Annotated in this window: 21 protein-coding genes; 8 read left to right on the top strand and 13 right to left on the bottom strand. The window is 38.4% G+C overall.

Going from position 1 to position 24,469, the window contains the following annotated elements:
* Window positions 1-6 precede the first annotated feature (6 nt).
* Both AC0L7T_RS23850 and AC0L7T_RS23845 read right to left on the bottom strand, forming a co-directional pair.
* On the bottom strand, window positions 7-1,071 hold the full coding sequence (locus AC0L7T_RS23850; RefSeq protein WP_473338928.1) for an STING domain-containing protein: 1,065 nt from the start codon (window positions 1,069-1,071) through the stop codon (window positions 7-9).
* Window positions 1,072-1,089: 18 nt separating this feature from the next.
* Window positions 1,090-3,579 carry an NAD-binding protein gene (locus tag AC0L7T_RS23845; RefSeq protein ID WP_473338927.1) on the bottom strand — a complete coding sequence of 830 codons (2,490 nt, stop codon included), beginning with the start codon at window positions 3,577-3,579 and terminating at the stop codon, window positions 1,090-1,092.
* Window positions 3,580-3,917: 338 nt separating this feature from the next.
* On the opposite strand from AC0L7T_RS23845, the gene AC0L7T_RS23840 reads away from it, so the two are divergent.
* Entirely contained in the window at window positions 3,918-5,264 is a 1,347-nt protein-coding gene (locus AC0L7T_RS23840; RefSeq protein ID WP_473338926.1) for a M28 family metallopeptidase, read from the top strand.
* Between the two features lie 61 nt (window positions 5,265-5,325).
* On the opposite strand, the gene AC0L7T_RS23835 is transcribed toward AC0L7T_RS23840, so the two are convergent.
* Together AC0L7T_RS23835 and AC0L7T_RS23830 are read right to left on the bottom strand one after the other, a co-directional pair.
* Window positions 5,326-6,882 carry a S1 family peptidase gene (locus AC0L7T_RS23835; RefSeq protein ID WP_473338925.1) on the bottom strand — a complete coding sequence of 519 codons (1,557 nt, stop codon included), beginning with the start codon at window positions 6,880-6,882 and terminating at the stop codon, window positions 5,326-5,328.
* The gene (locus AC0L7T_RS23830) at window positions 6,875-7,744 is read right to left on the bottom strand and encodes a hypothetical protein (protein ID WP_473338924.1); all 870 of its coding nucleotides are present in this window, start codon (window positions 7,742-7,744) and stop codon (window positions 6,875-6,877) included. The genes AC0L7T_RS23835 and AC0L7T_RS23830 overlap by 8 nt, the downstream gene beginning before the upstream one ends.
* Window positions 7,745-8,228: 484 nt before the next feature.
* On the opposite strand from AC0L7T_RS23830, the gene AC0L7T_RS23825 reads away from it, so the two are divergent.
* The 7 genes from AC0L7T_RS23825 to AC0L7T_RS23795 all read left to right on the top strand — a co-directional run bounded on the left by AC0L7T_RS23825 (window position 8,229) and on the right by AC0L7T_RS23795 (window position 16,602).
* A complete protein-coding gene (locus AC0L7T_RS23825; protein ID WP_473338923.1) occupies window positions 8,229-8,510 on the top strand; it encodes a YciI-like protein in 282 nt (93 codons plus the stop codon).
* A 216-nt stretch (window positions 8,511-8,726) separates the two neighbouring features.
* A complete protein-coding gene (locus tag AC0L7T_RS23820; protein WP_473338921.1) occupies window positions 8,727-9,632 on the top strand; it encodes a hypothetical protein in 906 nt (301 codons plus the stop codon).
* Between the two features lie 449 nt (window positions 9,633-10,081).
* Window positions 10,082-11,050: a ThuA domain-containing protein gene (locus AC0L7T_RS23815; RefSeq protein WP_473338920.1), complete on the top strand. Its 969-nt coding sequence runs from the start codon at window positions 10,082-10,084 to the stop codon at window positions 11,048-11,050.
* Between the two features lie 203 nt (window positions 11,051-11,253).
* Window positions 11,254-12,768 (top strand): sulfatase family protein, encoded by a 1,515-nt coding sequence (locus tag AC0L7T_RS23810; RefSeq protein ID WP_473338918.1) that lies wholly within the window; start codon window positions 11,254-11,256, stop codon window positions 12,766-12,768.
* A complete protein-coding gene (locus AC0L7T_RS23805) occupies window positions 12,758-14,470 on the top strand; it encodes a sulfatase family protein (RefSeq protein ID WP_473338916.1) in 1,713 nt (570 codons plus the stop codon). The genes AC0L7T_RS23810 and AC0L7T_RS23805 overlap by 11 nt, the downstream gene beginning before the upstream one ends.
* 59 nt (window positions 14,471-14,529) lie before the next feature.
* A complete protein-coding gene (locus AC0L7T_RS23800) occupies window positions 14,530-15,561 on the top strand; it encodes a zinc-binding alcohol dehydrogenase family protein (protein WP_473338915.1) in 1,032 nt (343 codons plus the stop codon).
* Between the two features lie 51 nt (window positions 15,562-15,612).
* Complete coding sequence (locus AC0L7T_RS23795) at window positions 15,613-16,602, top strand: bile acid:sodium symporter family protein (protein ID WP_473338913.1); 990 nt, start codon at window positions 15,613-15,615, stop codon at window positions 16,600-16,602.
* A 68-nt stretch (window positions 16,603-16,670) separates the two neighbouring features.
* Here the strand turns inward: AC0L7T_RS23795 and AC0L7T_RS23790 are convergent, their stop codons facing one another.
* From AC0L7T_RS23790 to AC0L7T_RS23750, 9 genes are all read right to left on the bottom strand, one after another.
* On the bottom strand, window positions 16,671-17,471 hold the full coding sequence (locus AC0L7T_RS23790) for a queuosine precursor transporter (RefSeq protein WP_473338911.1): 801 nt from the start codon (window positions 17,469-17,471) through the stop codon (window positions 16,671-16,673).
* Window positions 17,472-17,473: 2 nt separating this feature from the next.
* Window positions 17,474-18,388: a ribonuclease Z gene (locus AC0L7T_RS23785; protein ID WP_473338910.1), complete on the bottom strand. Its 915-nt coding sequence runs from the start codon at window positions 18,386-18,388 to the stop codon at window positions 17,474-17,476.
* A 13-nt stretch (window positions 18,389-18,401) separates the two neighbouring features.
* Entirely contained in the window at window positions 18,402-18,782 is a 381-nt protein-coding gene (locus tag AC0L7T_RS23780) for an STAS domain-containing protein (RefSeq protein WP_473338908.1), read from the bottom strand.
* 132 nt (window positions 18,783-18,914) lie between these two features.
* A complete protein-coding gene (locus tag AC0L7T_RS23775) occupies window positions 18,915-19,850 on the bottom strand; it encodes a phosphoribosylaminoimidazolesuccinocarboxamide synthase (RefSeq protein ID WP_473338907.1) in 936 nt (311 codons plus the stop codon).
* Between the two features lie 140 nt (window positions 19,851-19,990).
* A complete protein-coding gene (locus AC0L7T_RS23770) occupies window positions 19,991-20,788 on the bottom strand; it encodes a toxin-antitoxin system YwqK family antitoxin (RefSeq protein ID WP_473338905.1) in 798 nt (265 codons plus the stop codon).
* Between the two features lie 45 nt (window positions 20,789-20,833).
* Complete coding sequence (locus AC0L7T_RS23765; protein WP_473338904.1) at window positions 20,834-22,015, bottom strand: acetyl-CoA C-acyltransferase; 1,182 nt, start codon at window positions 22,013-22,015, stop codon at window positions 20,834-20,836.
* A gap of 15 nt (window positions 22,016-22,030) precedes the next feature.
* On the bottom strand, window positions 22,031-22,672 hold the full coding sequence (locus tag AC0L7T_RS23760) for a hypothetical protein (protein WP_473338903.1): 642 nt from the start codon (window positions 22,670-22,672) through the stop codon (window positions 22,031-22,033).
* Window positions 22,656-23,309 carry a hypothetical protein gene (locus AC0L7T_RS23755; protein WP_473338901.1) on the bottom strand — a complete coding sequence of 218 codons (654 nt, stop codon included), beginning with the start codon at window positions 23,307-23,309 and terminating at the stop codon, window positions 22,656-22,658. Before AC0L7T_RS23755 ends, AC0L7T_RS23760 begins: the two co-directional genes overlap by 17 nt.
* Before the next feature lie 24 nt (window positions 23,310-23,333).
* Window positions 23,334-24,299: a vWA domain-containing protein gene (locus AC0L7T_RS23750; protein ID WP_473338900.1), complete on the bottom strand. Its 966-nt coding sequence runs from the start codon at window positions 24,297-24,299 to the stop codon at window positions 23,334-23,336.
* Between the last annotated feature and the right edge of the window lie 170 nt (window positions 24,300-24,469).

The raw sequence follows: 24,469 nt of genomic DNA, 5'->3' as shown, positions 1-24,469 counted from the left end.
TGGCTTTTAATCCAAATCTAATTCAGGATTCCACCTCCAATTGATAATTATTTTTTTCCTAACACTTGGAAAATCTGTTGCTAATTTCTTTTGAAACAGTTCACATTTGTTGGCAAATCGCTCTAATTCCTGTGCCTCTAGTAAAATCCATTCAGTATTGTCTATTTGTGTTTGTTGCAATCCTCTTCTTCGCTGAATGCTTTCGTTTAAAGTAACAAGTACAGTAGGGATATCGATCAATACGGGGTGTCCGTTTTCATCCCGTCGTATATGCAAGTTAAATTCCCTGGTTCTAAGCTTTACTTTTGCCTCCTTATATTCAATCAGCTTACTTTCTTTGAGATTACGGATATACTCATGACTGGCCATGTGCATTTTTATGGGAACCAGTATTTCAAAACGCATATTTTCTCTTTCCTGATAGGTTAATAGGCGGTATTTCAGGTTGCCTTTGTCGTCGATACCATCGGCTTCAGATACTTTCAGCTCAAAATTATCATTGTCCTCCTGTCGCATGAATACCTTGGGCAGGATCATTCCCATAAAATTTTTAAGGTAATTTTTCGATAGACCTACTGCGGTGGGAATTTCAGCTATTGGGGAATCATAAAACCGGGTAACAGGATTAGGGAACCAATCGATTTCTCCCAAAACATTGATTATAGCATCTATACGAGGCTTCAGGATTTTTTTCGATTCAGCTACGTCATCAAATGGTAGTGCTGTGAACCGATAGGCCGCAATGTCAAATGGCGTTTGTTCTTGTTCAACAGATTGGGAACTGTTCTTTATTATTATTGAGGGTTTGCCGAAGGAATGATAAATTCCCAACTCGTACATCACATTAGGATTATTCCCGGTAATATCTGCGACTAGGATGTCGGCTTGTTCCAAATAGAGAAGCACCTGGTCCATCACGGAGCCAATATTTCCTTCATCTGGCGTAATAATTTCAAAACCATAGGGTTGAACAAGAGGAGCCACTATTTGATGCGCCAGCAACCGGAGCTTATTAATGTCCTTCATGGGTCCGATGACAAAACAGCGTTTTATTAATTCTTGACTAGACATATAGGAAGAAGTAAAAGGTTATTCGGTATTTATTATGGCTTTAAGGAATTTAGGGATATTGCGAATTTGGTCTAAATCTTTTTTCTGTTCGAAAGGTCCAATGTCTTCAAATGGTAGCAAATCTATATGCAATTTTTGAGCTTTAAGCAGGGCTTTTCCACCGGGTTTAAACCATAATTCCCCTAGGTCTTCGATCTCTTCCTTAGTAAGGCCCGCATCTTGTAAGGGCCTAAATCCCTTCAGAAGAAGTTCAGCACACCATCTTCTATGTTCGGTTTCACATAATGGGAGTTCATTTTCTGGAGTAATGACCACATCAGGCAATAATTCAAATGTTTTTGGGTTAAATTTCCAGTCTATAATATGCCATATGGACCTAATTTTGATCCACAAATGATCTGCAGCATTGCGATTGGATTCCTTTTCTTGTTCACTGGTTAGCAACCAAGCCTGTTCTAAATTTAAGGAGCTGTCTCCATAAGTTTTTGTATACCAATAGGCAATTTGTTTGGGGAGGGCATCAAGTGCCCTGTCTCGAATAGCAACTGCTGAACATTCATCCAGTAAATTACCAAAACATACCACAGGTATGTCTGGAGCAAGGCAATTGAACCGGTATTCAGTGGCCTTTTCTTCTTTTTTATCCGGAAAATTGTAAAAACAGAAAACCTGTAGGTTACAATTTCTCTGTATTTTAATAAAATTTAGCTTGGGCAACAATACAGACAATAGGGCTCCGGAATCGAACCCGTTTTCCAGGCATGCATATAGACTGACAATGTGTTTTTCCTTTAATATTTGGGTAAATAAAGGGTTTTGACTGGATAATAACTCACTGTCGGCATTCGGGAGTTCATGAAATGACAAATTTTCATCTTCCCATAAATTTCCCTTAAGAAGGTTTAAATGATGTTGTGAAGATGCGTGTGGATCTAAAGCAGGATAATGCGATTCAAATTGAATTTTTTCATCATTGGCATTTTTACAAAACACACTTACTTTAAGGCGCTTTCCAAAAGGGAAATGTCCAAGTCGAAGTGCACTTAAAACAATTTCTTGAGCCAATTTCCCAAAACCAAATACCACCACATGAGTTGAATTTGTACCTGGACTTTGGTAAAACCTATCAAAGGGATAATAGAGTTGGAGCCTTCTGGCGGTATTCTCATTGGTGTCAAAAACATGTGTATTTGCCCAAAACTCATTTCGTATATGGGTGGTTAAGAGCTGACGTTGACTTTTGCTATGAATATGCACATACCATTGTTGTTTTAAAGATCCACTTGGTGTTAACCTATCCAATTCTAATGCTCCACGAATGTTTTTGGTGTCATCATCATCCATTAAAAATATTTCATTTGCGCTTTGGTAATGGACTTTTTTGAGGCTGTCTTCAGAATGAGACTGACCTTTTATAAGGATAACACCCATTCTGGCAACCTCCTCTGCAAATAACATAGAATCTGTTGAAACAAGCCATACTATTTTTTTTCCAGCTTGGCTTAGGTCCTTGACAAGATCAAAACCCTTTTCTCCAGAGCCTATCACTAGGGTATAACTATGTTTATGGAAAATTCGCCATAAACACAGTTGGATCCTTTTCCATTCATTTCCTAGCGCCAGAAAAAAGGCGATTGCAAAAGCTGACATCGTTGTAATAAGCCCCAAAAATCTAGCGACTTGAAGGCTAGTGGGTAAGTTCTTGGGTGATATAATTACTGATTCGCTTAAGGTCAAAAGATTAACAGCTTTATAAAATGCGTTTATATCCGTGATCCACGGGGAGATTTCCGAAAACCCCAAAGCACCCAAGCTAATCGTTAAAGCTACTAATATAATGGGCAAATAGAAGGATAGAAAAATTTTAGATTTTAAAAAATGTAATGAAATCTTTAGCCACTTTTTTACCAATGCTTCTTTTTTTTTCAAAGGTAATGCCAGTTCAATCCAACTAAAATGGACAGTAAATGGGATTCTTTGAAATTTTTCATGGCTAAAATTCAGGCTTTCTTTTAGGAGATTTGCAAGTGGATAAGGGTTTTGTTGTCGTGGAACTACTAGTTGGTGGAGGGAGAAATTGCGCTGGCTTTTTAATGCTTTAAGGACTACCTCAGATGTTCCACCTTTTTTACCATTGTATATACCATCCCAAAGTACCAATAGATGGTCGCTATTCTGAACAAGAAAGTCTCCTAAAGCATCATAAGACAATTGCGTTTCATTTTCCAAAAATTGTTTTGGGAGTACTTTTTTTTCTATACCATCGGGTAATGGTTCATCTTTATTCAGCATGCTCCTTACAGCCACTACCCTGATTCCTAATTCGAGTGCAACCTCTGCTGTTAAGCTGTCTGCACCTTTAGCCATTCCCGTGTATAAAACTACTTCTGATGGTGAAATCTCCTTGGTTATTTTCTCTATTCTCTCTTTTATTCTTTTCTTAATAAAATTGAAATCTCCGCGTATAAGGTCAATGTGTCCGGAAATTCCAATTGAGAGTTTGGTCATAATTTTTAATTGTTGTTGGTTGTCAGGTTAGTACAATATATTAAAGGTTTTGAAATAATCCTCTTCTTTAATCAGTAAAATTTGAGTTTTTTGTTAAAGAGCCTTTTGTATAAAATTCAGTTAAGTAATTTATTTTTGAATGTTAATGGTCAATAATTATATCATGTTATTGGAAAATAATTTATTTCTGTAGTTTCTATTTATATGGTATTTATTTGTAAAATTGATCTAATTTATTTCTATTGCTGTACTTTGTATTTCTTCAAAGTATTTTTAATAAGGCCGAGATTATTCTGATTTAGGTTTTGTTTGGATTCACGTTATTTTAAAATAAAGCAATGAGACTTATATATGGAATATTGTTTTTATTCTGGTCACATACATGTTTTTCTCAAGTAACGACCATCCATCGCAATGCTGAAATTCTTAGCATGGCCCATCAAGTTTCATCAGATAGTTTGGAGAAATACCTGTACGGCCTGGTCGCATTTGGCACACGGCATTCGCTCAGTTATGACGCAGAGGATAGGGGGATTGAGGCAGCTAGACAATATGTATTGACAAAGTTTCGCTCATTTGAACCGCTAGCGGGTGATAGACTTACATCAGAAATTGATTATTTCACCGTTGCCCCCGATGGGAAAAGGGTAGCACAGGAAACCAGAATGGGCAATGTTATGGCGACACTCAAAGGTAGCGACCCAAAAGATGACAGGGTTTTTGTGGTAAGTGCCCATATTGATAGCAGGGTTTCTGACATTATGAACTTCGAAAGTGATGCCCCTGGAGCGAATGATGATGGCTCGGGAGTAGTGGCATTAATAGAGATGGTAAGAATAATGTCAAGCCAATCCTTTCCTGCTACTATCGTTTTTGTAGCTGTTTCAGGGGAGGAACAAGGTTTGATAGGTGCTACACATTTGGCAAAAAAAGCCAAAGAAGAGCAATGGAACCTTGTGGCCATGATTAACAATGACATGATAGGAAACAGCAGGTCCAGTGGAACTGAGTTACGAGACAATACCAAACTTAGGGTCTTTAGTGAAGGTGTTCCCCTCTTTGAAACCGATCAGATGGCTACCTTAAGAAGGCAGACAAACGCTGAAAATGACAGCAAGTCGAGGCAACTAGCCAGATACATTAAGGAAGTGGGAGAAAGGTACGTGGATCACCTTGAAATAAAATTACTGTACCGGAACGATCGTTTTTTAAGAGGGGGAGACCATACCCCTTTTTCAAGAGAAGGGTTTACAGCAGTGCGACTTTGCGAGTTGAATGAAAATTACAATCAACAGCATCAGGACATTAGAGTTGAGGAGGGGATAGCTTATGGTGATAAGCCCGAACACATTGATTTCGAATACCTGCGAAAAAATACAGCTGTAAATCTAGTGGTTTTGGCGGGCTTGGCAAGGGCTCCCTCTGTCCCCAGAGAGGTGGGGATTGTGATTAGTGAACTCACCAACCGTACCCAACTTACCTGGTTAGTCCCAAAATCTGGAGAGGCAATCGGTTACTATGTTTTAATCAGGGAAACCAATGCATCCATGTGGGAGAAGAAATTTTATACTGAGAAACTTACAATTGATTTACCCTACTCAAAGGACAACTACTTTATTGCTGTTCAGGCAGTAGGCGAAGGTGGCGAAGAAAGCCCGGCAGTCTTTACTATCCCTTTGCGGTAATAGAGAAGCAACCATGCTGTAAGTAATTAAATTTCAATTTTTCTCCTAAATCATAAGGTTTTTAATAAGCAAAATTCACTAGATGTGCTGCTGAGAAGGTTCTAAACATCTTGTTGAAATAGTCGCAGTATTCTGCAAAAATTCCAGGGTTATTGCAGTCTATACCTGTGGATATTGCAAGTGCTACCATTTCTACCGGCACCGGAATGGTAGCAATTGCCATAAAAGTTTTTTTCTCAGTCATTAGAATGGTCATGTATACATAGAGCCCGTATTGCAGTCCATCCTGCCCCATGAGATATTCATTTCCCAGTGACAATATCCATGCTACTTTTCGATCACCTTGGTATTCGTTCCATATAGAATAATCAGTATCGATGGTAAATCCACTGACCCCATACCGCATAGCAAAATTTTGATTGATGATTTCACCTACTGAAACCAAAAGGTCTTCAAAATTTGTCTGAGAAAAATCATTTTGCACCCCATAAAAATAGAGCTGCATGTCATTATTATCGGGATTAATCACCTGAAAAGCTTCTTCAGCAGGGTTGTAACCAAGTGCCATTCCCTCTGGAACAGCCACTACCACTCCATTACTGATGTCTTCGTAGATATCAAAGCGCATTGCATCATAGTCCAGTTGGATGTTCATGTCCAGCTCAAATTCATCAGAAAGCTTTAATAAATTTTCCGGATCGTCCGAGGTTTCGATCATATCAGTCAAGGACCTGTTTTTTGTAGGATAAAATTCAAAACCAATGGCTTTGACGGGAGCAGCGTTTGATGATTTGAAACCAGATCCGGATAAAATTAATTTTTCGGATTCCAAAGAAGCTGGGCCAGTTTTGGGAGATTCAATCACTGCAGCAGCAGAAAAAAGTTGGGTAAGATTCTCAAAACCATTTGGTAGCGAGGTGTTATTTGACTGCTCCAATTCTATTAAATAGCTTGCAGGTATAATCCAACTCACATTACTGGCTCCTTTTTCGAGTCCCCCATCACCTATTCCAATAAGTTGACTCTGTGAGTCAAATACCGGAGCACCTGAAAACCCAGGCAACAAGCTTCCTTCGAGGTAAAGAATATTGAGGTCGAGAGCTGGGAAACCAATTTTCGCCAGTGCATCTTTGTCCTTTTTTGGGATTAAATGGCTAAGTTTTTCAGGATCTACAAAACCTTTTTTCATTTGCCTTGAGGAGCTTCCAGTGGCACCCCCGTTATATCCCAGCGCAAAAACATCTGTTCCAAATTTTATTTTTGAAGGGTTAAATTGGTTAATTGGTGAAACAGTTGAAGGGGGAGCAGATTCGCCTTCTAACAATTCCAGAAGTACAAGATCTGCTTTTTGTAGTACTTTTTTTATTTTGGCTTTCCTCCAGGCTTGTCCTTGGTACAAAATGCGAATATCACCTGTTCTGCTCATCCCATGAAGCGAGGTGACAACCTGATTTGGTGTTTTCCAAACAAAACCCGTTAGTGCATTTGAGGCGTTGTTGTTTGTAGAAACAACAACCTTTACCAATGCGTTTTTCACATTGTCAGGATTAAATTGCCTGGCTGCTACTTTGTAGAAGAACGAAAAGGATAGAACGATGCACCAAAACAATTTATTCATGGTTGAAAATTTTAATCAGTGAATGCATTACCATTTCCCTTTGATCAGGGTTGAATTGGGTTTTTAATTTTTTTAGTATTTCCGGCCAGGGAACATTGGCATTTTCAAAGGCTTCTGTCATTTCTTCCAAGCTACTCTGTTGATTAAGTTTAGTGATTTCTCCTTCAGCCATGATGGTTTCTCCGGCCTTATCGTTATTTCCACAAAAACCATCTCTAAGAATTAAAAGTGCTTCAGCTCCAGTTTTATCTGAGAGGTCTTTTTCGAATAAAGAAGAAAGTTGTGCCCATATTCCTCCTGCTGTGTTGAAAGTATTATAGATTTCTGATGCAGGTGTTTCCGAACTTGCATATACCAAGAAATCACAGGCTTCAATTTTAAATTCAGTGCTATATAGGACATTGGCCTGCCTTTTAGCAAGCGTGGAATCTGCTTGGATAAAACCACTTACAAAGCCTCTGGCTTGTGTTTCGGAATAGCCTATATCCGTATATGTTTTCATTTTTTCAGCCAAACTGGGTGCGAATGGATCATTGGCTCGGATGTAAAGGCCTAATAAAATACCAACAACTGAGAATAGTCCGAAGGCACCGATTCGCAGACTTTTGATTGGACTCAAAAATTTCTCGTTAAGCCCCACTAAAATAGCTAACAATGAGGAGATGGTACCAATAACTCCACTTACTACGGGGGATACAGATAAGCCTAATAATAATCCCAAAAACAGCCCAATACCCAGGCCATTGAAAATTGCAGCAAATCCTTGGAATCGGCCCGGATTTTGATTGATCTTACCGTCGGGTATCAAATCTTTTAACTGGCTGTTTGAAGAATTGGTTGCGGATGAATCTTTCTCTTCCATACCTTATAGCGTTTTTATTTGTAGGTTGGATATGGTAGAAAGTGTGGTTAAGGCTAATACAATTTAGTAAAAATAATGGGATACAAGTTAATTTGGGTGTTTATTTCGTTTTTCGAGGATTTCAGCTCATCGATTCTTTATGCCGAGTGATCCGAATGCGTATTAGAGAGTATAGACAATAAGCCTTATTGATTCGAGATTTGTAAGAGGTAAAAAAAAACCTAACCAATAGGAGATGGAGTTGGTGGTTTTTATAGTTGATGCATTAAGAAATATTCCTCTTAAAGTGATTAATATAGGCTGAAACAGATGTAGGAACTGTTAATTGTGGCGATAATGGTTCTGAATGCTACATGGAAAAACTCAATAATATAATTTATGGTCGCTAAGAATTCATTAATTTAAGTTTGAAAAATTAAATAGTAATGAGAAAAATATTTTTGATAATATTCAATTAATTTTTAAGAGTAAAAAAATTTAAGCTATGAAATATTATATGTTAACCTATTTATTGGTCAATGATTACATTGATAAGCGAGGTGACTACAGGAAAGAACATTTGGAACTTGCTGATGATTTTTATAAGAAAGGCCTTTTATTGATGGGAGGAGCACTTTCAAGGCCTGCAGATAAAACGATATTGGTTTTTAAGACGGAATTAATAGAAGATATTGAAGCATTTGTTAAAGAAGACCCTTACGTGAAAAATGGACTTGTAGAAAGCTGGGAGATCAGGGAATGGAGTGTTGTTGTAGGTGTGGTATAAGTGAGTTTCTATTGTTGTTTTTTTTATTTACAGCTTTTTACTCTCTGGGTTTACTGAACTAATAAGACATTAAGTCTAGGAAATATTTAAATAATTTTATATATTCATTAAGTATTGATTTTTTTGACCTGATATCGTTTTATTGATGGTTGTTCTGTTTTAGTTTTATTTTCTTTTCATATAAATTCTTTTGTAGTGATCTAATTGGGTTTTAGGATGAGGTACTCTTTGGTTTTTGCATTGGTATTAATTTGTGGATATGGAATTTGTCAATCCACCAATAAAATTGAATTAAAAGGGAATATAGGTATAGGAACATTGAAACCAACATCGAAATTGGAGGTTGTGGGTCAAACAATAATGAGAGGTACCTTATATATAAGGGGAGACGAGTTTGCTCAATTTGTTCAAGGAAGTAATGCAGATGGAAGAGGCATTGCAATAGGCCCAAATGATTTCGGGTTAAAAACCAGATATAAGAAGTGGAGTGGTGGCTCAAGGGCTTTTAACCAGGTATGGTACGATCAAGGGGGTAGCGATTTTTATTATGGCCATTCCAAAACCCCTATTTTCTCGATTGCTGAAAAAGGAGTAGGTGTGGGCACTAGCAATGCCACTCATAAACTGACAGTAGCAGGGTCGGGGAAATTTTTGGGCACCAAATCTAGTTTTACAGAAATTAATTCAAATAAGAGTGGACAATACATCCGTCAATATGACAATGACGGCTCCAATGTCAGTTGGGTTATCAGAGGTTATTCTAATAATAACTTGCAGGCTGAATTTAATAGTGGGGGGATTTTAGTCAAAGGTAAGGTTCAAGCAGAAGAGGTAAACATTACGTTGGATGGTTGGGCTGATTACGTTTTCGACGCAAATTATCCACTAATGGACCTTGGCCAACTAAAGATGTTTATTGCTGAAAATGGCCATTTGCCAGGTATTCCTGATAAAGAGGAAGTGAAAAAGGAAGGGCTTAATTTAGGTGAGATAAACACGAAATTGCTTGAGAAAATAGAGGAGCTTACCCTTTATATTTTACATCAAGAGGAGCAAATCCAAGAACTTATGAAATTGAAGGAGGAGGTAGATAAATTGAAAGGAGCGATCTCCATAGATTAGTCCAGCCTTGACTTTAAATTCTGACAGATTTAACGAGAAGAGATAAGCAACCTAAAGAACGAAATTTTTATAAGGAGAGCATTTGTAATCCTAAATAGGCAATTTGAAACAAGGGCATACAGTCTTCATCTTTTGCTTGTTATTTTTCAGGTAATGCAGCATAATGTTTTAACCTTTAGTTTTATCACCCTTTTTGTCAAAGTAACTGTTATTTATTAAATATTTTTTAGATTAGTAAATTAGATACCTTTTCACATAAGAGAAAGGTCTTTATTCCGCTTTGGGATTTGCAATTGGGCCTTTAAGAGAGGTGAGATTTAATAATTGGAAACATAGCATGGATTCATGATAAGCCTTTTCTCTTTTGGACAATTGACCTGTCCAGTTAGCATTGATTCGTTTCCCGGCTGCAGAAGCCGGCATTATAACCTAAAAAATCATTTACAGCTATGTTCTTAAAAACTTTATTTTTAATGGTATTGACCGTTCTGACTCAATACGCTTATGCAACCACAGAAAAGGATAAAATCAAGGTCCTGATCATTGATGGTCAAAATAACCATACAGATTGGCCTAAAACAAGCCTGATGATGAAAAGTCAGTTGGAAGAAACGGGTCTCTTTCAAGTAACGATTGAACGGACAAAGTACACATGGAATGGTGCGGAAAACAGCGAGTTTTTAAGCATGGCTGGTACCGGAGAAACAGAGGATTTAAAAGAGCCAAAAGCAGACCCGGATTTCAGTCCAAATTTCAAAGCATATGACGTTATAGTTTCCAATTTTGGATGGAAAGCTGCTCCTTGGTCTGAGAAAACAAAGAAAAAATTTGAGCGTTTTGTTCGTTCAGGTGGTGGATTTGTAAGCGTTCACGCAGCAGATAATTCTTTTCCAGAATGGTTAGCCTACAACGAAATGATAGGAATAGGAGGCTGGGGAGGTCGAAATGAAAAAGATGGCCCTTATGTTTATTATGATGAGGAAGGAGAATTAGTAAGGGACAATAGCCCTGGATCGGCCGGCTCTCATGGTTCAAAAAACAGCTTTACCATCAATATCCGAAACGAGAATCATCCGATCACTGCGGGAATGCCGGATACATGGGTATCGGCAAAGGACGAGTGTTATGCCAGGTTAAGAGGGCCTGCCAAGAACATGACCATTCTAGCTACTGGCGAGGATTTGACCAATAAAAACAGAAACGGTAGACACGAGCCGGTATTTATGGTAATAGATTATGGCAAAGGGAAGGTTTTTCATACCACATTGGGACATGATCAAGGATCTCTTGAAGGAGTTGGTTTTATAAGCTCATTTACGAGAGGCGTGGAATGGGCTGCGACAGGGGAGGTGACCTTGCCTATTCCGGAGGATTTCCCTACAAAAGAAAAATCCAAATCCAGACCATTTACCTTTTGATAAACTACTTAAAAAAATAGAAACGGTTTACTTTTTCACTTCGAATTCGAAGGTTAGGATGTGAGGGTATAAAAATTACACAAAAGCTCCTGCAGTTTTTAGTTTATTTAATTCCCTGGCTGGCACCTATTGATAAAGATAAATTGGTTGACAATTAAGTCCTTTTATTAACGATACAACATGTTTACGAAACCCATTAAACAATGAGAATATCGAAACCTTGTCTGTTCTTGCTAAGCTTGTGCCTCCTTAGTTGTGCGCCGGATAAAAAGCAACAAGAAGTTGTCGTACAGAAACCCAATATTTTATTCGTTTTTGCGGATGACATGACCTTTACCCTTCTCGATGAGCTAGAGCAGAATGAGATATTTACCCCAAATCTGGATAAGTTAATGTCGGAAGGCACGTCTTTTACCAAAGCCTACAACATGGGCAGCTGGTCTGGTGCAGTTTGTACTGCTTCCAGGAGCATGATGATCTCAGGTAGAAGTGTTTGGAATGCATTCGATGTCAAGGAGGAATGGAGAAAGGGTGAAAAAACTGACCTGACCTTGCCTAAACTGCTTGAAGAATCGGGCTACGAAACTTATATGACCGGAAAATGGCACGTTGATATACCCCCTCCTGAAATCTTTAACCATACCATCCATATTCGTGCAGGAATGCCGAAAGATACTTGGGCAAAAAACAATACCGGAGCGAAATTTGATTCTATAAATAAGATTGGTGCAGATCCAGCCTCCATAATGCCTTTAGGGTACAATAGACCACATAGTGACCAACCGGATGAATGGTCTCCATCTGATCGCTCTCTTGGGGGGTTTTGGGAAGGAGGAACGCATTGGAGTGAGGTGTTGAGAGAAGATGCTAAATCTTTTTTAGACAGTGCCTCTAATTCAAACAATCCATTTTTCATGTATTTGGCCTTCAATGCAGTCCATGATCCGCGGCAGTCTCCTGGTAGCTTCCTGGATTTATATGTGGCGGAAGACCTGAAAATCCCTGAAAGTTTTATGCCTTTATATCCTTATAAAGATGACATTGGAAATGGACCTGGATTAAGGGATGAAGCACTGGCTCCTTTTCCACGGACCCCTTATGCCATCAAAAAACATTTGCAGGAGTATTATGCAATAGTTTCTCATATGGATTATCAAATTGGTAAAATTTTTGAAGAATTAGAAAGGAAAGGTCTCCGGGAAAATACTTACATCATCTTTACGGCTGATCATGGACTCGCCATGGGAAATCATGGGTTAATGGGAAAACAAACGATGTTTGACCACAGTATGGGAGCTCCTTTTATTATTTCGGGCCCCAATATACCGAAAGGGAAAAGGCTGGATCATGACATCTATATACAAGATGCCATGGCCACAATTCTGGAAATAGCAGGGGTAGATAAGCCCGACTACGTTGAATTCGAAAGCCTATTGCCTTTAATAAATGGTGACAAAGACTTGATTCGTGAGGAAGTTTATGGTGCTTATTTGAACAATCAACGAATGATAAAAAAAGATGGATTTAAGCTTACCGTTTATCCAAATGCTAAAAAATTGCTTTTATTCGATATGGAGAAAGATCCTTTAGAAATCAATGATTTAGCAGATCAGCCTGAATACGAGGAATTGAGGAGGAGTTTATTTGCAGCGCTTCAACAACTGCAGGGACGATTAAATGATAAGTTGGAATTAAATAATATGGATTATGTCTTTTAAAAAGGTGGTTATCGGCTCTTTCTTTCCTACTCATTTTACTTTGAATAAATCACTGTGGGTATTGATCCTTTTATTTTCTTGTAATAGGGGGAATAATGAAGGCTCAAAAGAAATCAATCCACCGAATATAATATATATAATGGCTGATGATCATACCAGCCAGGCATTTGGGGTATATGACAGTCGATTGGCAAGTCTCAATCCGACACCTACATTGGATAGTTTGGCCAAATCAGGTATGCTCTTTGAAAATTGTTTTGTTAACAATTCTATATGTGTACCCAGCAGGGCCGCAGTCCTGACTGGTCAGCGTGCCCAAACCAATGGCGTCATAGATTTAGAAGGAAGCCTTCCACCGGAGAAACAATTTTTGCCGATGGAATTAAAAAAACTAGGCTATCAAACAGCTATAATAGGTAAATGGCACTTGAAGGAAGAGCCTGCTTCCTTTGATTACTATAAAGTGCTTAACCAACAAGGGACTTATTTTGACCCGGTTTTTAGGGTTCAGGGAAATGAATCCTGGCCATCGAATGAAGTTCAATATGAAGGGCATTCTTCTGATGTGATCACAGATCAGGTAATCAACTGGATTGAAAAAGAAAGAGAAGAAGACAAACCCTTTTTTCTAATGTATCATTTTAAAGCGCCACACGATGATTTTGAAAATGCTCCCAGGTATGAGGATTATTTGGAAGACGTATTTATCCCAGAGCCTGAAAGTCTATATGACAATGGCAACAATGGTTCAGAAGCTACACGAGGAAAAAATGATAGTTTAACGAGATATATAGGGTCTTCTGTTTCACATAGGAACTTGATAAGAAATCAAGCCATGAATATTTGGCAAGGGCCAAATTATAAAAACTATCGAAATGCAGAAGACATTTCACCCAATGAATTGGTGAAATGGAAAATGGATGAAGAAGAAAAAAAATACACTTCAGAAGTCTACCAAAGCTACCTGAAAAAATACCTGCGATGTGTCAAAGGTATTGATGACAATATGAATAGGTTCCTGGCCTATTTGAAGGCCAATGGATTGCTTGAAAACACAATAATTGTATATACCAGTGATCAGGGTTTTATGTTGGGAGAGCATGACTATATTGATAAACGCTGGATGTACGAGGAGTCTTTGAGAATGCCTTTTTTCATCAGATTTCCTGAAAAGATTAAAGCCAACACGCGGACAGATGCCATTATTAACAATACTGATTTTGCGCCTACTTTAATAGAACTTGCAGGTGGAGTGAAACCAGATTATATGCAGGGTAAAAGCTTTAAGGCTATTCTAGAAACAAATCAAGAGCCTGACGATTGGCAAAAATCTACCTACTACAGGTATTGGATGCATTTGGCACATAGACATGGAAACCCTGCACATTTTGGAGTGAGAACCAAGGAATATAAATTGATTTTTTATTACGGGAAATATTGGGTGGACACCGATAATCCCGAGGCGGATTGGAACAAGGAAAGCTGGGGGAATGATTTCACCACGCATACCCCAGTTGCATGGGAGTTTTATGATTTGAAAAATGATCCCAAAGAGATGAATAATTTGTATGGTAATCCTGATTATAAGGATACCATAGGTCATTTGAAAGAGGAGTTGAAAAGGCTAAGGGTGGAGCTAAATGAAACCGATGAGAATTATCCGCATATACAAAAAGTAATAGACAAACATTGGAATGACTAATTCCCAGTAGAAATTAGTACAGTTTTGCTTCTTGGGGCATTTTCCTAAGAATTGTATTTATGAAAAAACGGAATAAAATGAAAGCCATAGGATTTAGAAAATCACTTCCAATATCTGATAAGGATAGCTTTATCGAGTTTGAAACCGATCAGCCAAGCCCCTCGGGGTTTGATTTGTTGGTGAAAGTGGTTGCTGTATCCGTGAACCCAGTAGATTTTAAAGTAAGGCAAAATGCTGCAAAAGAGAATAGGTTGGATGATCCCAAGATTATCGGTTATGATGCCGTGGGTCAAGTTGTAGCAATAGGTGACAAGGTCAGTCTTTTTAAGGAAGGCGATGAAGTTTACTATGCCGGAGATCTTACCAGAAGTGGGAGCAATGCAGCTTTTCAATTGATAGATGAGCGAATTGTAGGGGCAAAGCCTAAAACTTTAAGCATGCCCGAAGCCGCAGCACTTCCATTGACAGGATTGACTGCCTGGGAGGCTATTTTTGACCGAATGAAAGTGGATCCAAAAACAACTAAAGGAAAGTCAATTCTTATTCTTGCAGGAGCTGGTGGAGTGGGCTCCATTGCCATACAAATTGCAAAACAGGTAGCCGGGCTGACGGTGATTGCAACAGCTTCGCGGGTAGAAACCGAAAACTGGTGCAAATCTATGGGAGCGGATTTTGTTGCGAATCACCATGAGCTCAAATCAGGTTTAGAGAAGATTGGTCACAAGGAGGTGGATTATATTTTGGACTGTGTGGACATTAATGGATACTGGGAAACCCTAATTGATATTGTTAAACCGCAAGGCCATATTGTCACCATTACTGGTAGCAATGAACCGTTAAACCTGATGTTGCTTAAAAACAAAAGTGTGTCCTTTTCCTGGGAATTCATGTTCACACGCTCCATGTACACTACGGACGACATTATCAGACAGCATGAAATCCTTAGTGAGATTGCTGATTTGGTGGATAAAGGTCTTTTGAAGTCAACCTTAAAAACAGAACTGAAAGGGTTCTCAGTGGAAAACTTTAAAAAATCACATGAGATGCAGGAGTCGGGAAAATCAATTGGCAAAACTGTCATAACGTTTTAGGAAAATTACTCCAGATTTGGGACTGGATTTTAATTTCCACTATTTGAAAATATGGCTTCAATCAAAACAAAACTAGCAAGGGCTGGGATCAATACATTTTTCTTTTTGTTGCTTTTCACTATTTTATTGGCCTACCTATTCCCTGAATGGGGAGCATCTAATGGTAGTATTAGCATAGATAGGTTGACCTATTATGGGGTTTCATTAATCTTTCTCTTTTATGGAATGAAAATTAGTCCTTCCACCCTGAAAATAGGCTTGTCAAATTGGAAACTCCACCTGTTGATACAAAGCACTACTTTTGTTATTTTCCCCCTTTTGATTTTAACACTTTATTGGTTTTTCGGACATGAAGGTAATTTATTTTGGTTAGGGACTTTCTACTTAGCTGCGCTTCCTTCTACTGTTTCTTCCTCTGTAGTGATGGTGTCCATTGCCGGTGGGAATTTACCCGCAGCTATATTTAATGCCAGTATCTCAAGTATTATTGGGATATTGATTACTCCGTTATGGATGGGGCTTTTTCTGAGTGCTGAAAACGCAAATTTTGAGCTTCTCAATACGGTTTGGGAACTCGTGCAACAAATCCTTATTCCAGTAATCATTGGTATTATCCTGCATAAATGGTTATTTAAATGGGTGCAGCAATACAATAAAATGCTTAAAAACTTTGATCAATTGGTAATCTTATTGATTGTTTTTTCGGCATTCTCTCATTCATTTGGGGGGAATATGTTCGAAGGTCAAAACATACTGGCCTTGGGTTTTTTAATGTTGCTTTTATTTTGCTTTATGGCTACAGGGATGTACTTATTGGGCAGATGGCTTTCCTTTGATAAAGGAGACCGGATTACGGTTTTGTTTTGTGGATCCAAGAAATCCTTGGTCCAAGGAGCTGTAATGGGTAAAATTTTGTTTCCTGATCCGGTCGTTTTTGGGGTGGTATTGCTCCCATTAATGCTTTACCACACTTTACAGCTTATCCTTGGTAGTGCACTGGCAGAAAGAATAGCCCTTTTAAAGGATGGTCAGAAGAAATAATTTTTCTAGGGTAAGGTCTGATGGTAGTTGTGTTGCGGACTATCAATATTGGCCAGCCACGTCGGTGATTAGGTAAAGGACTTATCTCCAGATGCTTCAGCAATTATTCTTTCTGCGATTGATTTACCCAAGTAACGGTCAATTAGTCCATGTCCTACATAAAGTAGCGGCGTCAAGGCTATTGCCACCGAGAATTTATAAATGTAGTTGATTATACCTACGGCAATGATTTGTTCAATAGACCAATTGCCAAACACATAAAAGGCAATTCCTAGCACTACAAAAGAGTCAATAAACTGGGAGACTAAAGTAGAACCTGTTGCCCTAAGCCATATCATTTTTGAACCTGTAATGCTCCTTAATTTCTGGAAAATATAAACATCAAGTAGCTGGCCAATTAAAAAAGCGATAAGAGAACCGATGATAATACCGAGGCCTTGTCTAAATATGGTATTGAAGGCATAATCTATATTGAAAGGATTGCCGTTGTTATCTACTTTATTTACTTCAAGCCAGAATGTAGCCGGCGGAAGTTTAGTGACGAGTGAGATTACTATAAAGGCATAGGCAATTAAACCTACTGTTATGAAGCTGATTTTACGCACCCCTTTTTTACCGAAATATTCATTGATAATATCAGTGGTGATAAATACCACAGGCCAAATCACAGCTCCTGCAGTCAGATTGAAATCCAAAACATAATCTCCAAAAAAAGTCCAGTTGGCAGGTGCTAATCCTAATGTATCCTCGCCAGAAAAGATTTTTACACCTATAATTTCTGCCAAAATCGCATTTGTAAGGAAGATGCCAGCTAGAATTATAAATAAATTAGTTTTCTTAGATTGGTAAACCTTTTCGCTAATCTCCATATTTATTTGATAGTGTAAGTGGTCCCTTCCTCACTCAAAAAACTGGGTTCAAAAGTTTCTTTGGCCTCATTTAGTAGTAAATCCAACTTTTCGTATCTACTTGAATAATGCCCCAGCAAAAGCTTTTTAACATTAGCAGCTTTGGCAATTATGGCTGCTTCTTTAGATGTACTGTGTTTGGTGAGTTTTGCCCGTTTCTTTTCTGCCTCCATAAAAGTGGATTCATGGTAGAGTAAATCTGCGTCTTTAATAAAGGGGACTAAATTGAGGTCAAAGGCTGTGTCAGAACAATAACTGTATTTCCGAGGAGCTGTTGTTATAACAAAATCTGAAGCCTTATGGAGCAGGTTACCTGCCTTGTCTTTTACATCTAGTCCTTTTTGAAGGAGATGTATGGCAGCTACTTCAGGCCGATATTTGGCCATCATCTCTTTATTTAGGTGTATCCTTGGTTTTTTTTCCTCAAAACTAAAGCCTGTGCAGGGTATCCTATGTTGTAAAGGGAAGGAATAAATCACCAAGTCCCGGATTTCTACTAATTTTATTTTTCCTTGTGGAACAGTAGGGTGGAAAATTAAAGGGTAGTTCAGGATTGAAGCGGAGTACTTCATCTGAATGGTGATGATATCATCAAGGCCTTTTGGGCCATAAATATGTAAAGGTAACTTTCTGTTGTTTAGGCTGTAAGTGTTTATTAGCCCCATCAAGCCCAGGTAATGGTCTCCATGAAGGTGGGAAATAAAAATATGGTTGATTTTGGAGTATTTTATTTTGTATTTTCTCAGTTGTAATTGGGTAGACTCTCCACAATCAATCAAAAAAGATTCACCATCCCAGGAAATCAATTGAGATGTTTGGTTACGGCCATGCGCAGGAATGGCCGAATTGGAACCCAGAATGGTGATATTAAAATCCAAAGTCTTTTATCGGTTATTCTTCTTCATCTTTCTCAGCACCATTCTCTATTTCATGAATGAAAATAGCCTCTGCTGCTGCTTCGTTATCATCTACTACCGTAAAGACTTTATCAAGCATAGATATTTTCAATAATTTCACTACATGCTCCTGAAGGGATGACAATACAAAAACACCACCAACTTCGTTAAAAGCTCTATTCCCAACCAGTAAAGCACTTAATCCGCTGGAATCAGCATATTTTACACTTTCCATGTCCAATATTAGGTTTTTATACCCTTCAGCATGTACGGTAAGTAGTTCTGATTTTAATTGTGGAGAGAGTGTGCTGTCGAGCTTCTCTTCCATTAATGTAAAAACGACAAATTGTTCTTTTTTATCTACAGCGTATTTCATTATTTTTTATGTATTTACCTATCTTGAACATAAGTGAGGAATTTTTGTTCCATTTGTTCCAAATAGGTGGTTATTTTAGATACCGATTTAAAATTAGCTTAAAAATTGATGGGGCCAAAATGTTCGGTTCAATTAAATATTTGCCAGTATCGCGTCTTTGATCCTTTCAGGTGCACCGTCACTTTTTGCTGGCTTAAAATCATGTCCGGTGATATGTTCATAAAGCTCAATGTATCTTTTTGAGATAGATTCAATTATTTCTGGCGTCATTTCTGGAATGGATTGTCCTTCCTTGCCTTGAAAACCATTTTCAATCAACCATTGTCGGACAAATTCTTTAGAAAGTTGTTTTTGTTCAGCTCCTTCCTGCTGGCGTTTTTCATAGCCTTCCAAATAGAAATACCTGGAAGAATCCGGAGTATGTATTTCGTCTATAAGGAGAATTTGATCTCCAAACTTACCAAATTCATATTTGGTATCCACCAATATCAACCCTTTGCTACGGGCCATTTCACTACCTGATTGAAATAGTGCTCTGGTATATTGCTCTAATTGCAAGTAATCTTTTTCGCTGACAATGCCTTCACTGAGGATGTCTTCTCTGGAAATATCTTCGTCATGTCCTTGGTCTGCTTTGGTGGTAGGCGTGATAATAGGTGTTGGAAGAGCATCGTTTTCTTTCAAGCCTTCAGGAAGGGCTACTCCACAAATACTTCTTTTTCCATCCCTATATTCTCTCCATGCATGACCTGCCAGGTACCCTCTAATTACCATTTCCACCTTGAAGGGGACACATCTTTTTCCAATTGTGACGTTGGGGTCAGGTGTGGCCGTAACCCAATTGGGGACGATTTCGGCCGTTGAGGCAAGAAAATAAGAGGCAATTTGGTTAAGTACCTGTCCTTTAAAAGGAATTGGCTTTGGCAATACCACGTCAAAGGCTGATATGCGATCAGTTGCAACAACAGCGATTATTTTCTCAAATATATATACATCTCTTACCTTCCCTTTGTAAAAGTCTACTTGCCCTGGGAATTCGAATTGTGTGCTTTTTATACCTTGGTTCATCGTGCCTTAGATTTTAAACACAAAAATAGAAAATAATCTGATGCTTGTTCTAATTTTTCAATGTTACTGAAAATCTATCATCAAAATTGTCTGCATCAGGAAATGGATAATCAATCACTTATTTCGGATTAAAGTTAGACTCACTGTTCCTTTTCACCTGACTTGTAGGATATTTCTTTTATGATGACGCCAGACTTGTCTCTAGAAATATATTTCCCATGTCTTAAACCACGATTATAGCTTCCTTCTACGGCTACCATTCCATTTTCATGGTACTCGGTATAATCGCCATGCCTAATTCCGTGTTTGTAATTGATTTCAATAGCTGTGGAGCCATCAGGAAAATAGGTAATAGAAAGCCCTTGCAGACTTCCTTTGCTATAACTTTTTTCTTCAATAATTTGTCCGGATTCAGAATATTCCAGCTGGATCCCATCTAAAATGCCATCCTTAAAGGATTGTTTTTCATGAACTCCACCATTTTCGTAATAGCTAATATTGGGCCCATTTGGTTTCCCTTTTGCAAATTCCGTCTTGCTCTTCAGTTTTCCTGAAGGAAAATAACTTTCTAATAACCCTTCAATATTTCCGTCTTTAAAAGTGGCTATCTGTGAAAGCTGGCCATTTGGATAAAATGACCTAACTTCACCATGTGCCAGATCATTCACAAATGGAGTTATTTTAACTGTATCCTGAGTTATTGGGTGAATGTCAATGAAATTTGCCTCTTTTCTTCCATTTTCATAACGGCCGACTTGAATTAATTTACCAAATTGGTCATAAAGCCGGTAGGCACCATGCGCCATTCCCTCTTTTGTTTCAAACTTTTCCTTAATCATGGTTTCTCCAGAATCGTAATAGGTAGTGTGAACCTGAGCGAATCCAGCATTGGCAAAAGTGATCAATAGAAAAAGGATAATAATGGAAGAGAATTTCATTTGTTGTCGTTTTCCTATTATAAGACTGGTATAAATAATGGATAGTTACCTCTTTTCTATGACCATGGCAGAGGCACCACCACCCCCATTACAAATTGCAGCAACTCCCAGTTTTCCATTTTCCTGGTGAAGGATGGAAAGTAAAGTAGCAATGATTCGGTTTCCTGAACATCCCAGTGGATGTCCCAATGCTACTGCTCCCCCGTAAACGTTTAATTTTCTTTCGGGGATCTGAAGCAATTGCTGATTGGCCAGGGCAACAGCGGCGAAAGCTTCATTAATTTCAAAAAAATCGATGGCATTTATATTTATACCGGCATTTTTTAAAGCCTTTGGAATGGCCAATGAAGGTGCAGTTGTAAACCACAAAGGATCACTAGCAGCATCTGAAAAGCCTAGTATTTTACCAACTATCGGTAAATTTAAGGATAATGCAGTTTTTTTGTCGGCTAAAATCAGGGCGGAAGCACCATCACTAATATTGGATGCATTGGCTGCAGTAACTGTTCCGTCAGGTGAAAAAACAGGTTTTAATTTTGGTATTTTTTCGAAGTTGACCTTTTTGAAACCTTCATCTTCAGAGAGGATGCTCGTATCATTTCCTCTTCCTTTAATCGATATTGGGCTTACCTCGTTATTAAATGAACCTTTTTTCCATGCCTCAGCAGCCAATTGATAACTCTTTATCGCATACTCATCTTGAGCCTCACGACTTATTTTCATTTCCTTGGCTGTGTTTTCAGCACAATTCCCCATAGGAAAGTCATTATATACCTCGTAAAGCCCATCTTTTTGGAGTCCATCTACTAGATTTCCATCGCCATATTTGTAACCAAAACGAGCTTTGGGAAGATAATAGGGGGCATTACTCATGCTTTCCATACCTCCAGCTACCACTAATTCAGCTTGTCCACAAAGGATGGCTTGTGCTCCTAGCATCACCGCCTTCATCCCTGAAGCACACACCTTGTTAATTGTAGTACAGGGGATCGAGACAGGTAATCCTGCTTTTAATGCAGCTTGTCTGGCAGGAGCTTGACCTAGATTTGCGGAGAGCACATTCCCCATTAATACTTCACTTACTCTTTCTGAGTCTTGTAAACCAGATTTTTCCAAGACAGACTTAATTGCAATCCCTCCTAATTCAGTGGCGGAGAGTGACGACAATTGTCCTCCAAAACCACCGATTGGGGTTCTTGTGGCTGCTATTATGTAAACTTCTCTCATCTTGGTTAATATGGTTTAATAATCAGGTAGCCCTCGTTTGGGCTGTTGGCTAGGTTTCTTTTTGTTTTGTTGTATATACCTAAGCTCATTGCTGTTCATGGCATCCAAAATTTGAGCAGCTTGTTCTGGTGTGATGTTCATTTGTTCCAATCGTTGCCTAAGTTCTTCCATCGCTTTTTCCCTTTCGCTTAGATCACTTTCCATACTGTTCTTTTCGTCAGGATTTTCGTTTTCCTCCGTTTTCTCCCCTCGTTTTTCTTCCATTTCATCAGACTTGTCAGCCCCATCCTCCTGGGTTTGCTCTTCTCCTTCTCCACTCTCTTGTTCTTCGCTATCCTGCTTTTCCTGCTCCTGCTGGTCTTGTTCCTGGTCCTGCTCTTGTTGCTCTTCGTTTTGTTGGTCCTGATTTTCCTGGTCTTTTTTCTCTTGATCTTCCTGGTCTTTTTTTAATTTTTCCCAAAGAGCATTTAACTTGGCATCCTGAGGGTATTTTTCAAGCCCTTCTGCCAATAGTTGACTGGTGCCTTGAATGTCCTCGTTTACATATTGTTTTGCCGCTTTATTAAAGTAATCCAGTTCGGATTGGGATTTTCCTGTAAAAGGAAACAAAACGATTAAAAGAAGGACTATTAAGCAAGGGTTATTTATTGATTTCATCGATGTCCTTTAAATGGTCTATAAATTGCTGGTAGGAAGCTACTGTTTCGTCGATTTCCAAGGCTCGATTCATTGTGTTTAAAGCCTCATCAAATTGAAACCTATCCACAAATTCGTCGGCTTGCGCTTTCATCCTTTTGGCATAGTTTGAAGGTTCAGGTTTGTCTTCCTGATCTTGATTTTCCTCATTTTCCTGGTTTTCTTCATTACCGTCCAACCATCGACTTAGTAGTTCATAGTTATAACGTGCCTTTTCATTATCAGGGGCATTTAGTAAGGCAGTTTTAAAGTAGGCAAGCGCTTCCTTGTATTTTTTTTCATTGCCTAGCATCACTCCTTGTTGGTTTGAGGCAAAAGATGAAATTTCACCATAGGTATTATTTGCCAGCGCTTCATAAGTTTTTTTTGCATCTTCTTCCTGCCCGTTGCTTTGATAACTTAAAGCAAGATTAAACTTGATTTCAGGCTGGGATAATCCATGCTCATCAATCAAGGCAAGATGATTTCTGACAGAATTTTCATAGTCAGCTTCCTTAAAGGAGCGTTCTGCAGTAGTAATTGCCTCATTTGTAAGTGCTATATTTTTCCAGTCACTTGGTAACAATAACAAAATCCATAGAACATATCTGGATACCATTGTATTGATTGTTTTTCAGTTGAATTAAAATGATAAGGTTTTGACGGGCAAGATCGCATCGATAACCGCCAATAAGAGCGCTGCCAAAAGGAAGTAGAAATATTTATTGGACGACGCTTCTACAGTTCTGCTAGCCATTACAGTGCCTTCTAGTTTAGAAATCGTGTCAATCAAATGAGGAATGTCATTTTGGTCCCCACTTAACTCAAAATAATCTCCTCCTGTATCATTGGCTATTTTTTTGAGATTGTCTGAAGTAAGCCTTGAAATGGCAGGTCTGTTAGTGGTTTGATCTATTACGACGCCACTTCCTCTTGGGATGGTACTGCCGTTAGCAGTGCCAACTCCCATGCTAAAAACCTTGATACCTACTGAATTGAGCTCAGTTAATGTTTCTTCCAAGCCATCTCCAAAATCCTCTCCATCACTAATTAAAATTATAGCTTTCGATTTTGGTTCCTGACTTTCATCCGTTTGAAACTTGCTTAAAGCCAGTTTTAGAGGGGCTGCAATGTCTGTCCCAGAATTGGGTACAAGACCACTATTTAACCCATCTAAGTGTAATTGAATTACATTTTGATCAAAAGTTAAAGGGCATTGGATAAATGCTTCCGAAGAAAAGATGATGATACCCAAACGGTCAGAACTGAAATTCTTCACCAAATTCTTCAATTCAAATTTGACCCTTTGCAGTCTGCTCGGGTTAATGTCCTCAGCATTCATGGACCTGGAAAGGTCAATTGCCAGAAATATGTCTTTTCCCTCTTGCTTGATTTCTTTCATGGCGTTGCCAATAGACGGGCCTGCCAAAGCAATAAGAAACAATGCAAAATACAAACTTCTTAAAACCATTTTCCAGATCAATCGCCGTTTTTTAACAGTGATCTTCTGATTAATTTTCCAAAATCGATATAAATATAATCCATATAGCAAAATAAATACTATTGCCAGGATTGCCATAAAACTATTGTCAGGATATGCCCAAATCATACGTTGAAATTAATCATTATAACTTAAAACGAAATGGTTGAAGAATAATTATTGATTTTTTCAAACCTATACGTCAATTTTTGTTAAATTTTCAATGCAAACTTAACTATTTTGTTGTGATACCGTTAGTTTCGTAGATCCTTTAATTTAAGTTTTTGGGATGTTTTACC

It is taken from the genome of Cyclobacterium sp. 10D3-21 (genome assembly GCF_055809755.1).
This window is presented reverse-complemented; position numbering and strand designations above follow the sequence as displayed.